Here is a 14,758-nt window from a genome sequence, read left to right on the forward strand (position 1 = left end):
CATGGGCGGACATCAAAACTTAAGTGTTTGGCGGAAAGCAATGGAGTTCGCTAGGGATGTATATCGCGCAACGGAGAAATTCCCTCAGCGAGAGCTCTATTGTCTAGCTAAACAACTAAGGCGCGCGGCTGTGTCTGTGCCCAGCAACATCGCAGAGGGATATGGCAGGAACTCGCGATCTGAGCTGCATCAGTTTGTCGGAATTGCGCGAGGATCACTGGCTGAAGTTGAGACACAACTCGAACTGGCCCAGATGCTCGGATATCTGAGTGACGCCGAGACGAAACTGCTGTTAAACGACGCCGCTGAGATAGGGCGCATGCTTACCGGATTGCGTGAATGGTCCGGAAAGAAAGCGGGGAAGACTAGCCGCTAGCCCCTACCCCCTAGCTGCTTGCGCAATATCATCCATGAGCAGATCGATCTTAATCGCTATCGGTGGTAACTCTCTCATCCGTGCTGGCGAGAAGGGGACCGTCGCGGAGCAGGCTGCGAACGCCCGGCGGACAGCGGCCGGGATTGTCGGCTTGATTCGCGACGGTTTTCGTTTGGTGATCACACACGGAAACGGGCCTCAGGTGGGGGCCGATCTGCTTCGCTCGGAACGCGCGGCGGACCAGGTTCCTCCGCAACCGCTCGATGTGTGTGGCGCCGCCACGCAGGGCGAGATCGGATATCTGCTGATCCAGGCGTTACGGGCTGAATTGGCGGACGCGGGGCTACGTGTGCCAGTCGCGTCGGTAGTTACGCAGTGCGTGGTGAGGGCGGATGATCCGGCCATGCAGAAGCCGTCGAAGCCAATAGGACCGTTTTATTCCAAGCGCGACGCAGAAGCACGGCAGAGAACGCTTGGTTGGCAGATCGTGGAAGATGCCGCCCGAGGATACAGGCGCGTGGTGCCGTCACCTGATCCTATCGACATCGTGGAACTGGAAGTCATCCGCGATCTGGTGAATGACGGTGTGCTGGTGGTTGCGTGCGGTGGCGGCGGAATCCCGGTTGTCGAGGAAGACGGAAAGCTGAAAGGTGTCGAAGCTGTGATCGACAAGGACCGTGCGTCAGCCCTGCTGGCGGCGGAACTAAACGTCGATATCTTCGCGATCTCAACTGACGCGGATTTCGTCTTCACCGATTACAAGAAGGCCACGCAACGTCCGATCTACGCAATGACGGCGTCCGATATACGAAAGCTGCACGAGGCAGGACAGTTTCCGCCGGGGAACATGGGGCCGAAGATCGAGTCGGCGTTGCGGTTCCTAAACGGAGGCGGCAAGGAGGTAATCATTACCTCGTACGAGCACCTTTACAACGCCGTCCGTGGAAGAGAGGGGACGCACATTCTGCCTGACAGCGAATCCAAACGGGTCCAAACATTGAGAGAACAGGAAGAGGTGGCTGCTCATGTCTAGCGCAACCCTCGCTCCCCCGATTTCGCAAGGCTCGAAATTGCGGCACGTCGTGGAGTCGCAACAGTTCACTGTGCCGCTGCTGATGGAGCTGTTCGATCGCACGCGGCAGATGGAGAAGATTGTCGCGCGCGGCGGCACCCTCGATTATCAGAACAAGATCCTCGCCACGCTCTTCTACGAGCCTTCCACGCGCACGCGCTTCTGCTTTGAAGCCGCCATGCACCGGCTGGGCGGCCGGGTGCTTTCGACGGAACATGCGCGGGCGTTCTCGTCGGAAATGGATTGCGAGCAGGTGGAGGATTCGATCCGGATTATCGGCGGCTATTCCGACGTGATCGTGATCCGGCACAACGAAGAGGGAGGCGCCCGGCGCGCGGCGCAGGTGTCGCCGGTTCCGGTGATCAATGCAGGCGACGGCAACGGTGGGCAGCATCCGACGCAGGCGCTGCTGGACCTCTACACAATCTATCGGGAGCGTCCTCTGAACGGTTTAAGCGTAGCGTTTATCGGTGAACTCGACCGCGGACGCACGGCCCGGTCGCTGGCGTATCTGCTGGCGAAGTTCGATCGGGTGAAGATCTTCTTCGTCGCGCCGCCCGAGGTACAGATCAAGCCGGATATTCTCGATTACCTCGACAGGCACGGCGTGCCGTATGAGCTGGAGTCGGAGATCGACCGGGTAGTGGGCGAAGTGGATGTGGTGTACCAGACGCGCATTCGCCCCGATCGCGTTCCAGTGATGCTGGCATTGAAAAAGTTCGCAATCGACGCGAGTGCGCTGGCGCGCATGAAGCCGGATGCGATGATCCTGCACCCACTGCCGAGGACTGTGGAGCTGGACAAAACCGTGGACGACGATCCGCGTGCGCTCTATTTCCGCCAGGCGAAAAACGGACTTTATGTTCGCATGGCTTTACTGACGTTACTGCTTGATAACCAATAAACCCCAGACCCGGCTGCGGCCGGGTTTTTTGCTGTGATTTGCAAGGAATGAAAAATATGCCTACGCTGGAGTACATGACGAAAGTCGCTCGACAGACGAATGACTTCGTAGAGTTGGAAGATAACTACGGAGCACACAACTACAAACCTCTCGATGTGGTGATCGAACGCGCCGAAGGCGTGTGGGTTTACGACGTCGAAGGGAAGAAATATCTCGACTGCCTCGCCTCTTATTCGGCAGTCAACCAGGGACATTGCCATCCCAAAATTCTGCAGACGCTGATCGATCAATCGCATAAGGTGACGCTGACTTCGCGTGCGTTCCGCAACGATCAACTCGGGCTGCTCTACAAAGAACTGCACGACCTGACCGGGTTCGACATGGCATTGCCCATGAACTCGGGAGCGGAAGCCGTGGAGACGGCGGTGAAGACTGCCCGCAAGTGGGGATACTTCGTGAAGGGCATCCCCGAAGGCAAAGCGGAGATCATCGTCTGTGCGAACAACTTCCACGGACGTACCGTGACGGTGGTCAGTTTCTCGACCGACGAGCAATACCGTCGCGGGTTCGGTCCGTTCACGCCGGGCTTCAAGGTGATCCCGTTTGGCGATGCGAAAGCCCTGCGCGACGCCATTACTCCCAACACTTGTGCGTTCCTGGTGGAGCCTATACAGGGCGAGGCCGGCATCATCATTCCTCCTGCGGGATTCCTGAAGGAAGCTGCCCAGATCTGCCGCGAGAACAAGGTGCTGCTGATGACCGACGAAATCCAGTCGGGCCTTGGCCGGACAGGGAAGCTGTTTGCCTACATGCACGAGGGGATCAAGCCGGATGTGCTGATCATTGGCAAGGCGCTCGCCGGAGGCTTCTACCCGGTGTCGGCGGTGCTGTCGTCGAAAGAGATCCTTGGCGTGTATCAACCGGGCGACCACGGGTCGACCTTTGGAGGCAATCCGCTCGGCTGTGCGGTCGCAAGAACCGCATTGAGAGTTCTTATCGACGAAAAGATGGTCGATCGCTCGGCCGAGTTGGGCGGCTACTTCCTGGCTAAGCTGAAGACGCTCCGTAGCCCTGAGTTGAAGGAAGTCCGCGGGATTGGCCTGTGGATCGGTATCGAGATGAAGGGCGCGGCACGGCCTTACTGCGAGGCTCTCAAGCAGGAAGGCGTGTTGTGCAAGGAGACGCACGACCACGTGATCCGGATCGCTCCTCCGCTGGTGATTACCCGCGAAGAGATCGATTGGGCATTCGAGCGCGTCAAGAAAGTGATAGAGAAGTAGCTTTCATTGACTTGTCGGGCCGGCGCTGCGGCGTCGGCCTTTTCTTTTGGGCGCAAGGATCGGATATCGAGCAGTCGAGCCGGGGCCTAGTATCGCCACATCGGAGGGAACTATGATGGTGGTACTGGAACTCAAGGCTGGCGGCGAAGTGGGGAAGAAGCCGGAAAACTCGGTCAACGATGCGGCCTGGCGGGCGGTGCTAGAGCGAGACCGTCGCTACGACGGCATGTTCGTGTACGCCGTGAAGTCAACTGGCGTGTATTGCCGGCCATCGTGCCCGTCGCGGCGTCCGCGTCGCGAGATGGTGGAGTTCTTCGAGCGCACTCAAGACGCCGAGGCTGCCGGGTTCCGGTCGTGCCTGCGTTGCCGTCCTAATAACCTGAATGGCCAACGCGAGATGCCGCAGGTGATCACGCGGGTGTGCCGGTTTATTGATGAGATCGTCGAGGAAGGGCCAACACTGGATCGGCTGGCGGAAGTGGCAGGGGTGAGCCCGTTCCACTTGCAACGTTCGTTCAAGAGCACGCTGGGGATATCGCCGCGACAGTACGCGGAGTTGAAACGGTTCCTGAAGTTCAAGTCGCGCCTGCAGGAAGGCGATGATGTGACGACCGCGATGTACGAGGCGGGATTCAATTCGCCGAGCCGTTTGTATGAGCGGTCCACGTCGTCATTGGGGATGAAGCCATCGGTCTATAAGGCCGGCGCTCCGGGGCAGAGAATCCGCTACGCTCTGGCGGATTCATCGCTCGGACGGGTGCTGGTGGCGTCGACCGACAAAGGTGTTTGCGCTGTAAGAATCGGCGATTCCGACAAAGCGTTGGAGGCGATTCTCCGCGATGAGTTCTCCCGCGCGGAATTGATGCGCGACGATGATGAACTGGCCGCCGTGGTGCGCGACATCGTGAACGCCGCGGAAGGGAACGGACTGCGGCGCGAGATTCCACTCGACATCCAGCACACAGCGTTTCAGTGGAAGGTGTGGCAGGCGTTGAGGAAGATCGCGCTCGGCGAAACACGCAGTTACCAGGAGATCGCAAAGGCGATTGGTGAGCCCAAGGCGGTGCGTGCGGTGGCGAATGCGTGTGCATCGAATCCGGTGGCGCTGGTAATTCCGTGCCATCGCGTAGTACGGACCAATGGCGATCTTGGCGGATATCGCTGGGGCGCGGAGCGGAAAAAGAAACTGCTGGAGAAAGAAAAACAGTGGAAGTAATCGTCTATACCTCGGCGTCGTGCTCGGCGTGCCGTACCGTTAAAGAGTTTCTGTCTATGCATCACGTGGATTTTGAAGAACGCAGTCTTCAGCAGCCTGAACACCTGGAGGAATTGGGCGAGAAGTACGGGGCGTACTCAGCGCCGTCGGTGGTTGTCGATGGAGAACTGGTCGAAGGCGGATTGCCGGAGATCGCGGCGGCTGTGGGAGTGGAACTTTAACTCGTTCTCCGCGAGGGCTCGTCGAGTCCCGTGATCCTCAATCCCGCGCTGTGCGACTTGTGCCGGATATTGAGCGTAATCAGCAGGGCAGTGATCTGCTCCACGATGTGAGCATTCTCCAGCGCGCCACCATCGAGAGCACGCAATCCCGGAATCTTGTGGACAAGGTCGGTTACGACTTGCCGCGCATTGGTATCGTCGGTGCAGATGATGACATCGCACTCGAGCGTTCGATCATCGTTCAGCAAGTCGGCAGAAACGTTCTGGAAGGCTGCGACGACGGCGATTCCGGCCGGCAACAGGTTCTGAGCTTGTTGCGCCGCGGAGCCATCCCAAACGCCGATAGTTTGGGTGACTTTGCCCCCAACCGCTGTTGCAAGCGGTACGGTGGCATCGATGACGATAGCACCCGGTTTGAGGGCGGGCTTGATGTGACGGACCGTCGCGGCGTGAGCCTGGAACGGTACGGTGAGGACGACGACGTCGGCCCCGGCGACCGCCTGCTGATTTTCGGCGCCGCTGATCTGCGATCCGCCGACTTCCTTCTGTAATTTCTCTGCGGCTGCAAGGGCGCGCTGCTCGTCACGCGAGCCGATTACGACGTGTTCTCCGGAACGTGCCCAGCGGAGCGCGAGGCCGTATCCTTCCGATCCAGTGCCGCCGACAATTGCGATCTTCATTGTGCGATGGCGTCCATTACAGCAGGTCGCGGCGTGATTTGGGAATACGTTGTATTGCGCTGCGCGGGCGTGCGTCCTAACTCGCGAATCCGCTCATCGAACTGCTCGGGGCTCAGGTACTGGCCGAAGCTTGCGCCCGCTGTGCGCGAAATATTTTCTTCCATCAGGGTGCCACCGTGATCGTTCGCTCCGGCCTGGAAGCACTGCTGCGACATCTCGCGTGGCATCTTCACCCACGATACTTGGATGTTATTGATGGCCCCGGCCAGCAAAACGCGCGCCAGTGCATGAATGCGGATATGTTCTTCCGGCGTTGGACCGGGCCGCGAATGGCCTTCCAGAAAGAGGCGGGTATTGTTGTGAATGAAGCCGAGGGGCACGAATTCGGTAAAGCCTCCGGTGTCGGATTGAATGCTGCGGAACATCAGCAATTGATCGACCCAGTGCTCGGGCTTTTCAACATGGCCATACATCATTGTGCTGGTGGTGCGGATGCCGCACTCGTGCGCGGTGCGGATGATCTCTTCCCACGATTCGGCATTCAGTTTGTACTTCGAAATGAGTGAGCGGACGTCGTCGTGAAGTATTTCGGCTGCGGTGCCGGGCATCGTGTCTAGTCCGTTATCGCGGAGCATGGAGAGGTAATCCCGTAAGTCCATGCCGGTGAGTTGCACGCCGTAAGTGATCTCCATGGGCGAAAACGCGTGGATGTGCATCTTCGGCAGCGCACTCTTGATTGCCCGGAGGACGTCGCGATAGTAGAACGGCGGCAGATTGCGCGGTAGCCCACCCTGGATGCAGACCTCGGTTGCTCCGAGTTCCCATGCCTCCATTGCCTTTTCGGCGACCTGCTCGGGCGTGAAGGAGTTGGCTTCCGGATGATTTGGGCCGTGGTGGAAGGCGCAGAACTTGCAGCCGACAAAGCACACATTCGTGAAGTTGATGTTGCGGTTCACGACGTAGGTGATCTTGTCTCCTACGAGGCGCTCGCGAAGGATGTCGGCCACGGCGGCAAGGGCGAGCAGTTCGTCACCGGTGGTCTGGGCCAGCGCCAGGCAGTCTTCGCGGCTGAGAGTTGAGCCGTTTGAGCACTCCAGTAGTCGCTCGAGAGGCTGGCGGACCTGCGGCGAAATATGGGGAGAGAGCTGGTTCCAAACTGCGGTCGAATTCCAGGGATGGGGAAGAATCTGCATTAGGGCCTCAACGAAACATGTCACGCTCAGCGGGGCGAATCAGGTCGCGTGCACGGCCGCGTCCCGGACGAAACGCGTAACCTCGAATGATACACGCTGGAATGCGGGTGAGCTTTCCGCAAGCCAGTCCGGCCATTCCGGCCAACTCGTCGGCCACAGCTTCCAAGGTAACCTTCAGCTTGTAACCGTAAGGGTCGCGAGCGCCACGGGAATCGCGGAACGCTCGCATGCCGGCAAGTCCGATGGCTACTTCGGCAAGACCTTCGCGCCAGGCGCGGCCGAAACTATCGGAGATGATGACGGGCACAGGAAACCCGAGATGGCGTTTCAAAGCGCGGTAAAGCTTCTGGGCCGACTGGTCGGGATCACGAGGAAGCAGGACCACACTATGACCGCCGTCCACGTTCGAGGCGTCCACGCCGCTGTTCGCGCAAACAAAGCCGTGTGGTGTTTCTGTGATCGTGACGCCATGACCGCGCTTCACGATTCGGCGGGAGTCGTCGGTGGCGAGTTGGGTGATGCGTGGGTCTAGATTGAATTTCGTCGCCCATTGGACGGCTTCGCGCGATGGCTTCACAGACGCGAGCGGTATTATCTGGCCTTCCGCTTTCGAAATGATTTTGTGCGTGATGACGAGAATGTCGCCCGAAAGCAGTTTGCGTCGCCTCGCCTGAAGCGCACTCAGGATAAGTTCTGGAATGTCGGCTCCCGGGCGAACTTCGCCGATTCCCTCGACCGGAATGGCACGAAGCTCAGGCATAAGCCTCGCCTTTCACGTTCCACTCCAGAAGAAGTCGTTGCGCGCGTGAGCGGACAGGCTTTGTCATCAGGAGAGACACGTCTTCAGGGCGGTCGATATCGAGTCCGATGCCCGGGAAGTCGCGGACGATTACCTCATGTCCGGTTGCGCGGGCTGCAGCAAGATGGGGAAGGAAGCTGTCGTTGCCGAACTTGAGCGGGATCAGGTCGGCTGGACGGCGCAGGATTCCGTTCGTGCCGCGCTGGTCGTGAGCCGGGGCGATTACGCAGCCGCGCATCGGCTTAAGTGTGAGGAGATTGCTAACTTCGTCGCTGGTGATGAGAGGGATGTCGGCGGGGAAGACAAGGGTGAAGTCCGAGCCCATATTGAGGCAGAAAGACGTAGCCATAGCAATGGCTTCGGTTTCGCCCGCCTGCAAGTCGTCGATGATGATGGTGAACTTCCGTGCTTTTGCCTGCTGAGAAGCCCAGGGGTCTCCGCTTACAACCGCGACACCGGGATCAGCGGCAAACGGAGCGAGAGCGTCGAAAACGTCTTCCACCATGGAACGCGCGAGAGAAGTTCTTTGTTCCGGCGCCAGGCATGGTGACAGACGCTGCTTAGCGTTCTGCAGGTCTTTCACCGGCACCAGGATCACTGGACCGCCTCATGGTGTCGCGCCAGGGTTACATCAAGAGCAAAGCGTGCCAGCGCCGTCTTGTCCTGGTCCGTCCGCATGACAGTGTTGGTGAACGCGGCCCGGACACCGTGTCCTTCGATGTGATGGCGTTCTTCGCGATCTGCTTCGTCGGCAATCACGAGGTCGACGAAATCGCGGTATGCCTGCGCGATGCCGTCGGGAGAGACCGGCCATTTGCGCATGCTCATGAGTTGGGCCGCCGGCCCGCTGACTGCTTGTCCGGCAACAATCGGACTGATCGCGGCGATGGGAGCCGTACAGTTCCGCAGTACGTCACGAACACCCGGAAGAGCGAGAATTGGGCCGATGCTGGTGACCGGGTTACTGGGTGCAAGGAAGACGGCTTCCGCGCGGGTGATCGCTTCGAGCACTCCGGGAGCGGTCTGGGCTTTGTCGATACCTTCGAACTTTACATCGGTCGCTTCGGCCTGATGGCGGTCACGAACGAAGTACTCCTGGAAATTGAGGTTGCTATTCCGGGTGCTGACGCGTGTTTCCACGTGGTCGTTGGTCATTGGCAGAACGCTGACTTTTACGCTCAAGGCTCGACAAAGTTCCGCGGTAACTTCCGAGAGCGACTTGCCTTGAGACATGAGTTCGCTGCGGCGGATGTGAGTGGCAAGATCCAAATCGCCGAGCTGAAACCAGGAAGGTGCCCCGAGGCTGCGCATGCGGTCCAGGCAGCGGAACGATTCATCAGCCAGGCCCCAGCCGCGCTCGGGACTGAGTTGTCCAGCCAGCGCATACATTACGGAGTCCACATCGGGCGAGACGTGCAGGCCCCACCAGGTGAGATCGTCGCCGGTATTGACGATGACGGTGAGTCGTTCGGCGGGAACAACCTGCGCGAGTCCCCATACAAATTTCGCCCCGCCGGTGCCGCCTGTAAGTACAGTGATCATTCGAAGTTATCCGATAAACCTCTGATTATGACGTGCTGACGGCATTCTGCAAAGTTCCCCGAAGCCCATCCGTCACGCCGAGGTTACGCAAATGCGCGGCTGCTTTGGGCGAACGCTGGATAGCGCCCGCGAGAAACTCGGGATACACAGGCAGACGTTGCTTCAGTTCCAATCCGGCTGCCTCCGTTTTCTCCCGTAAGTCGAGCAGATGAGGCCACGGAGCCTCTGGGTTAATGAAATCCGGCGTAAGAGGCGAGATACCGCCCCAGTCATTGATGCCGGCGTCGAGCAGACGCGGGTAGTCGGCCGAGGATAGGTTCGGCGGCGCCTGAATGTTCATATCCGGCAGCAGAAGCCGAGCTACAGCCAGCGTGCGCAGCATGTCGTCCATAGTTGGTTCAGGCCAGCCCGCCATCGGGATCGCAGGCTTCCTGCGAAAATTCTGGATAATGATTTCCTGAATATGACCGTATCGCTCGTGAAGGTCGCGGATGGCGAGTAGGGAATCCACACGGTCTTCGAGGGTTTCGCCAATACCAATGAGGATGCCGGTCGTAAACGGTATGCCCAGCTTGCCAGCCTCCTCGATCACTGCAAGCCGCTTGGAGGGGACTTTGTCGATGGCGTGTACATGCGCCGACAGCGCGGCATTGGTGCTCTCAAGCATCAAGCCGATGCTTGGGGACACTTCGCGCAGCCGCTTGAGCCATTCCGCGCTCATCAGGCCGGGATTCGCGTGTGGAATCAGCCGCGTCTCCCGAAGCACCAGTTCGCACATTGCTTCGAGGTAATGGAGCGTCGATCGATACCCAAGGTGTTGCAGGGTGTCCTGCATTTCGGGGAAGAGCGCTTCCGGCTTGTCTCCCAGGCTGAACAGAGCCTCGGTGCAACCGAGGGCCTCGCCTCGCCGCGCGACGTCCAGTACTTCATCTGGCGTCATGGTGTGGGCGCCGGGTTCGCCAGGGTCGCGACGAAAGGCGCAGTAACCGCAGTAATCGCGGCAGAGATTCGTGAGCGGCAGGAAGACTTTCCGCGAGTACGTAACAGTGCTGCCCTTGTGCTGCCGGCGGAGATGCTGGGCGGCGCTGAGTAGCGAAGGGAGATCTTGGCCAGAACACTGAAATAAGGAAAGTGCGTTCGACCGCGAGAGGGGCAGAATGGCAGCTAGGTCGGCCAGCAGATCGGAAATACTGGTTGCCACATGCCTCATCTGATACAGCCTACACGAGCCGAAAGGATTGCGTACTTAATGCAGAATTCGAATCTTGTTGTGATTACAGGCGGCCCAGGGTCGGGCAAGACGCGTGTTCTAGAAGCATTGCGGGACCGCGGTTACATATGCAGTGATGAGGTGGCAAGACGGATCATTCAACAGCAGGTGTTACAGGGAGGCGACGCTTTGCCATGGGCAAATCGTGAACGATATACGCAATTGATGCTAGACGGATCAATTCTAGCCTTTCAGAAACATGCGGATTCGAACGAAATAACATTCTTCGACAGGGGCATACCCGACACCCTGTGTTACGCGCGGTTGATTGGATTTCCGAATGACGAGATGGTTCGAAGCGCCTGTAGAAATTATCGCTATCGCCATCAGGTCTTCTTCGCGCCGCCCTGGCAGGAAATCTACACAACGGATGCGGAGCGAAAGCAGGATTTCGAGGTGGCGGTCCGAACGGCAGAATTGATGGTCAAAGTCTACCGAGAATGCGGGTACGAGATCGTTGATCTTCCCATGGCGATTCCCGAGGTGCGGGCAGAATTTATCGTACGGCGGCTTGAGGCTGGCTAACTGACGTCTTTTGACTTGTGCTCCGCCAATGAACATAATCTTGCGCATGGACCTGTACGAAGAGATCGTAAAACTTCGGCGTGAAGGGCATCGTGGCGCGCTGGCGACGATCATCAATGTGCGCGGGTCCATTCCGTCGTTCAACACGGCGAAGATGCTGGTGCGCGATGACGGCTCAATCGTAGGTACGATTGGCGGCGGTTGCGTGGAAGCCGACGTCTGGCAGGCCGCCCGCGAAGTGATGGAACAGGAAAAGCCCCGGACGCTGACGTTCAACCTCAACCAGAATCCCAGCTACGATACCGGCCTGGTTTGCGGAGGAACGCTGGAGGTTTATGTGGAACCCATCCTGCCGATCCCTGTTCTGTACCTGTTCGGTGCAGGTCATGTTGCGCATGCCATATACAAAGTAGCCAGGGTCGCCGGATTTGACGTCGTAGTTTCGGATGACCGCGATGCCTACGCCAATCGGGAGCGGTTTCCTGAAGCGCGGGATGTGATTGCCGAGGACTTCGACCTTGCGACCTCCAAGCTCAACCCGAACGACAGCGAGTACGTGGTGATCGTCACCCGTGGCCATCGCGACGACATGCGCATCCTCCGTTGGGCTGTGCAGACACAGGCCCGCTACGTGGGAATGATCGGTTCCAGGAGGAAGGTGATTTCCATTTACAAGGAACTGGAAAAGGAAGGCCTTCCCGCCCGGGTGTTTGAGCGCGTGTCAGCCCCGATCGGGCTGGAAATTGGCGCGGTTACCCCGGAGGAGATCGCGGTCTCTGTTGTGGCAGAGATGATTGCCTGCAAACGCAATGCAGATGTAAAGCAGTTCCAAAAGCGGCAGATGCCCTCCGCACGACTGGAAACTCACTAGAAAATTGCCGCCGTACGCCCACCCCAGCGCCGCTAACCTTTTGCTCGAGACGAAGTCATAAGGCCGGAGGATCTTCGTGCGTAAGCTCGTTGCACTGCTGTTCTTCTCAGCTAGTCTTTTTGCCCAGACGATTCCTGTGCCTGAGGGCAAACCGATCATGCTTGACGGCAAGATTAGCCGGTCGGAATGGTCAGACGCCAAAGAACTTCGCCTGGGCACCGCTGTCCGGCTCTTGTGCAAGCAAAACAACCATGATGTCCTGATGGCAATTGAGTTCGTGAATTCGCCGACCGGGACGGTAGACCTGTACCTCTCGGCAAGTGGGAGTCTTTACGACCTGCACGCGTCGGCGAAATTAGGTGAACGTAAGCTGGTGAACGGCGTGTGGCCAGAAGAATGGAATTGGTGGAACAACGAGCAATGGGTAGCCAACGTCAGCCGTCCGGACGATTGGGGCAAGCGCACCTTCAAGGATGAAAAGGTTCGCGAATTCCAGATATCCCGAAGCCGGTTTCCGGGGAAGAGTTGGAAAGTCTTCTTCGAGTGGATGACCCCGGCGGAATCTGGTTGGAAGACCACGCCATTTCCGCCGGAAGCAAACAATCGTTCGGACAAAAACTGGCTCGTCCTTCAACTCGATTGAACTGATGTCCGTGCTCCCGCCCGGTTCGCTTCCACCAGCGCCGGTACAGCCGAACGCCGCAAGTGCTCTGGTTTATAATAGGCAATTCGCCCATAAACATTGGAGTTTTCCAGAAATGATCAGGTTCCTGCAGAGTTCCGGCAAAGCCAAGAAAGTTATCCTTGGCGGCCTCTTGTTAATCATTTGCGGTGCGATGGTGATCACCCTCGTGCCCGGCGGCATGCTTGGTGATGCGTTTGGTTTCGGCGGCGTGGAAGGCGGCGTTCTCGCCAAGATCGGCGCCCAGGAAGTGACGGTTGCGGAAGTAGACGCAACGGCTCGCCGCATGGGACGCCAGCAGTTTGGCGGACGCTCCGTGCCCTCGGCACTGCTCCCGATGTTGCGCCAGAGCGCGGCGGAGCAGTTGGTCACCCAGAAAGCGCTTCTCGCGGAAGCCGAACACATGGGATTGAAGGTCACCAGCCAGGAACTACAGCAGGCACTGTCACGCGGCCAGATTGGGCAGTATCTCTTTCCCAATGGTCAGTTCGTTGGCGAGCAGCAGTACGAGATGTTCGTGAACCAGCAGTTCCAGTTGACCATTCCTCAGTTTGAGCAACTGGTGAAGAATGACCTGCTCCTGAACAAGCTTCGCCTGGCCGTGGAAGGTCCAGTGGCGGTTTCCAAGTCAGATGTCGAAGAGGAATACCGGCGGCAAAACACGAAAGTAAAGCTCGAGTATGCGACGCTTTCGCTCGAAGATGTAATGAAGCAGGTAAAGCCGACGGAAGCGGACCTGAAGTCTTACTACGAGTCGCACAAAGAGTCGTACGCGAATTCGATCCCGGAAAAGCGCCAGGTGAAATATGCCGTCGTTGACACCGCGCAGATTGCCAACCAGGTTCAGGTGACCCAGGCCGACTTGCAGCGCTATTACCGGGACAACCAGGACTTGTACCGCGTCCCCGAGCAGGTCAATGTTCGCCACATCCTGATCAAGACTCCGTTGCCGGGGCCCGATGGCAAGACCGACGATAACGCGGTCAAAGCCGCGAAACAGAAGGCCGAAGATGTTCTCAGCAAGATTAAGGCGGGGGGTAACTTCGCCGACCTTGCGAAGAAGAATTCGGAAGATGAAGGCAGCGCGAAGAACGGTGGCGACCTGGGATGGATCAACCGCGGACAAACCGTGCCCGAGTTTGAGAAGGTCGCGTTCTCGCTGAAGAAAGGCGAGACGAGTGGGCTGGTCCAAAGCAGCTACGGGTTTCACATCATCCAATTGATCGACCGTCACGATGCCCATGTGAAATCGCTGGACGAAGTGAAGGCTCAAATCGAGCCGATCCTGCGTCAGCAGAAGGCAGCCGATGCCGCCGAGAATTCCGCAAATCAGTTGCTATCTCAAGCCAAGGCCCAGGGACTGGAGAAGGCTGCACAGGCGAAAGGGCTGGAGGTTATCACCAGCAACCTGATCACCCGTACGGATACCCTGCCCGGCGTCGGTACCGCACCACAGTTGATGGACGCCATCTTCAGCGCAGCTCCGAAGGGTGCGCCTGAGATGATCGCGACCCCACAGGGCAGCGTGGTGTTCCAGGTGACCGAGGTGAAGCCGCCCGCGACCCCGAGTTTCGATGAAATCCGAGCGCGGGTTGAATCTGAGTACAAGAGCGACAAGGCACAGCAACTGCTGGCTCAGAGGACGATGGAACTGTCCGAAAAGGCCAAGGCCGAGCACAGCGTGAAGAAGGCGGCCCAGCAGGTCGGTGCCAATTTCAAGACCTCGGACTTCGTTTCCCCGAGCAGTCAGGTTCCGGATCTTGGCAGAATGGCCGATGCGGCGTCCGTGGCGTTCTCGCTGAAGAATGGCGAAGTCAGCGGCCCGATCAACACCGGCCGTGGTGGCGCAGTGCTGATGGTGGTGGACAAGCAAGAGCCTACCGCCGAGGAACTGGCCAAGGGTAACGAGCAGATCCGTCAGGCGCTGCTCGAGCGCAAGCGTGCGGAGGTCTTCCAGGTCTTTGCCGCCGGACTGCGGCAGCGTCTGGAGAGCGACAAGAAAATCCGCAAGAACCAGAAGGAATGGAACCGCATCATGAGCGCGAGTTCCGAACTGCCGGGTCAGTAAACGGGACAATAAAAAACGCCGGCGGATGATTGAAAAATCCGCCGGTGCTAGCATCCAAC

Annotated in this window: 16 protein-coding genes; 10 read left to right on the plus strand and 6 right to left on the minus strand. The window is 58.6% G+C overall.

What is annotated here, in order from left to right:
• Position 1 precedes the first annotated feature (1 nt).
• From VN577_22175 to VN577_22200, 6 genes are all read left to right on the plus strand, one after another.
• On the plus strand, positions 2-376 hold the full coding sequence (locus tag VN577_22175; GenBank protein ID HWR17552.1) for a four helix bundle protein: 375 nt from the start codon (positions 2-4) through the stop codon (positions 374-376).
• A gap of 34 nt (positions 377-410) precedes the next feature.
• Complete coding sequence (gene arcC, locus VN577_22180) at positions 411-1,409, plus strand: carbamate kinase (GenBank protein ID HWR17553.1); 999 nt, start codon at positions 411-413, stop codon at positions 1,407-1,409.
• Complete coding sequence (pyrB, locus tag VN577_22185; protein HWR17554.1) at positions 1,402-2,352, plus strand: aspartate carbamoyltransferase; 951 nt, start codon at positions 1,402-1,404, stop codon at positions 2,350-2,352. Before arcC ends, pyrB begins: the two co-directional genes overlap by 8 nt.
• A 56-nt stretch (positions 2,353-2,408) precedes the next feature.
• A complete protein-coding gene (rocD, locus tag VN577_22190) occupies positions 2,409-3,632 on the plus strand; it encodes an ornithine--oxo-acid transaminase (protein HWR17555.1) in 1,224 nt (407 codons plus the stop codon).
• A 112-nt stretch (positions 3,633-3,744) separates the two neighbouring features.
• Positions 3,745-4,848, plus strand: a complete 1,104-nt coding sequence (gene ada / locus VN577_22195; protein HWR17556.1) for a bifunctional DNA-binding transcriptional regulator/O6-methylguanine-DNA methyltransferase Ada — start codon at positions 3,745-3,747, stop codon at positions 4,846-4,848.
• The gene (locus VN577_22200; protein HWR17557.1) at positions 4,839-5,069 is read left to right on the plus strand and encodes a glutaredoxin domain-containing protein; all 231 of its coding nucleotides are present in this window, start codon (positions 4,839-4,841) and stop codon (positions 5,067-5,069) included. Before ada ends, VN577_22200 begins: the two co-directional genes overlap by 10 nt.
• Here the strand turns inward: VN577_22200 and npdG are convergent.
• The 6 genes from npdG to cofG are packed head-to-tail and all read right to left on the minus strand — an operon-like array spanning position 5,066 to position 10,484.
• The gene (gene npdG / locus VN577_22205) at positions 5,066-5,749 is read right to left on the minus strand and encodes an NADPH-dependent F420 reductase (GenBank protein ID HWR17558.1); all 684 of its coding nucleotides are present in this window, start codon (positions 5,747-5,749) and stop codon (positions 5,066-5,068) included. The genes VN577_22200 and npdG overlap by 4 nt on opposite strands.
• Entirely contained in the window at positions 5,746-6,942 is a 1,197-nt protein-coding gene (cofH, locus tag VN577_22210) for a 5-amino-6-(D-ribitylamino)uracil--L-tyrosine 4-hydroxyphenyl transferase CofH (protein HWR17559.1), read from the minus strand. Before cofH ends, npdG begins: the two co-directional genes overlap by 4 nt.
• A 7-nt stretch (positions 6,943-6,949) precedes the next feature.
• Positions 6,950-7,702: a coenzyme F420-0:L-glutamate ligase gene (gene cofE, locus VN577_22215; GenBank protein HWR17560.1), complete on the minus strand. Its 753-nt coding sequence runs from the start codon at positions 7,700-7,702 to the stop codon at positions 6,950-6,952.
• Entirely contained in the window at positions 7,695-8,339 is a 645-nt protein-coding gene (cofC, locus tag VN577_22220; GenBank protein HWR17561.1) for a 2-phospho-L-lactate guanylyltransferase, read from the minus strand. Before cofC ends, cofE begins: the two co-directional genes overlap by 8 nt.
• Positions 8,336-9,283, minus strand: a complete 948-nt coding sequence (cofD, locus tag VN577_22225; GenBank protein HWR17562.1) for a 2-phospho-L-lactate transferase — start codon at positions 9,281-9,283, stop codon at positions 8,336-8,338. The genes cofC and cofD overlap by 4 nt, the downstream gene beginning before the upstream one ends.
• A gap of 25 nt (positions 9,284-9,308) precedes the next feature.
• Positions 9,309-10,484: a 7,8-didemethyl-8-hydroxy-5-deazariboflavin synthase CofG gene (cofG, locus tag VN577_22230; GenBank protein ID HWR17563.1), complete on the minus strand. Its 1,176-nt coding sequence runs from the start codon at positions 10,482-10,484 to the stop codon at positions 9,309-9,311.
• A 48-nt stretch (positions 10,485-10,532) separates the two neighbouring features.
• On the opposite strand from cofG, the gene VN577_22235 reads away from it, so the two are divergent.
• From VN577_22235 to VN577_22250, 4 genes are all read left to right on the plus strand, one after another.
• Positions 10,533-11,078, plus strand: coding sequence for an AAA family ATPase (locus tag VN577_22235; protein ID HWR17564.1), 546 nt, complete (start codon positions 10,533-10,535; stop codon positions 11,076-11,078).
• 28 nt (positions 11,079-11,106) lie between these two features.
• Positions 11,107-11,949 (plus strand): XdhC/CoxI family protein, encoded by an 843-nt coding sequence (locus VN577_22240; GenBank protein HWR17565.1) that lies wholly within the window; start codon positions 11,107-11,109, stop codon positions 11,947-11,949.
• A 76-nt stretch (positions 11,950-12,025) separates the two neighbouring features.
• Positions 12,026-12,592: a hypothetical protein gene (locus VN577_22245; GenBank protein ID HWR17566.1), complete on the plus strand. Its 567-nt coding sequence runs from the start codon at positions 12,026-12,028 to the stop codon at positions 12,590-12,592.
• A 115-nt stretch (positions 12,593-12,707) separates the two neighbouring features.
• Positions 12,708-14,699, plus strand: a complete 1,992-nt coding sequence (locus tag VN577_22250) for a peptidyl-prolyl cis-trans isomerase (GenBank protein ID HWR17567.1) — start codon at positions 12,708-12,710, stop codon at positions 14,697-14,699.
• Positions 14,700-14,758 lie beyond the last annotated feature (59 nt).

This window comes from Terriglobales bacterium, assembly GCA_035561515.1.
In the GTDB taxonomy this organism is placed as follows: Bacteria; Acidobacteriota; Terriglobia; order Terriglobales; family Acidobacteriaceae; genus DATMXP01.

Coding starts and splice junctions, on each gene's coding strand:
- cofD (HWR17562.1), bottom strand. CDS start 9,283: ATGATCACTGTACTTACAGGCGGCACCGGCGGGGCGAAATTTGTATGG.
- VN577_22235 (HWR17564.1), top strand. CDS start 10,533: ATGCAGAATTCGAATCTTGTTGTGATTACAGGCGGCCCAGGGTCGGGC.
- cofH (HWR17559.1), bottom strand. CDS start 6,942: ATGCAGATTCTTCCCCATCCCTGGAATTCGACCGCAGTTTGGAACCAG.
- pyrB (HWR17554.1), top strand. CDS start 1,402: ATGTCTAGCGCAACCCTCGCTCCCCCGATTTCGCAAGGCTCGAAATTG.
- cofE (HWR17560.1), bottom strand. CDS start 7,702: ATGCCTGAGCTTCGTGCCATTCCGGTCGAGGGAATCGGCGAAGTTCGC.
- VN577_22175 (HWR17552.1), top strand. CDS start 2: ATGGGCGGACATCAAAACTTAAGTGTTTGGCGGAAAGCAATGGAGTTC.
- VN577_22240 (HWR17565.1), top strand. CDS start 11,107: ATGAACATAATCTTGCGCATGGACCTGTACGAAGAGATCGTAAAACTT.
- arcC (HWR17553.1), top strand. CDS start 411: ATGAGCAGATCGATCTTAATCGCTATCGGTGGTAACTCTCTCATCCGT.
- VN577_22250 (HWR17567.1), top strand. CDS start 12,708: ATGATCAGGTTCCTGCAGAGTTCCGGCAAAGCCAAGAAAGTTATCCTT.
- ada (HWR17556.1), top strand. CDS start 3,745: ATGATGGTGGTACTGGAACTCAAGGCTGGCGGCGAAGTGGGGAAGAAG.
- rocD (HWR17555.1), top strand. CDS start 2,409: ATGCCTACGCTGGAGTACATGACGAAAGTCGCTCGACAGACGAATGAC.
- npdG (HWR17558.1), bottom strand. CDS start 5,749: ATGAAGATCGCAATTGTCGGCGGCACTGGATCGGAAGGATACGGCCTC.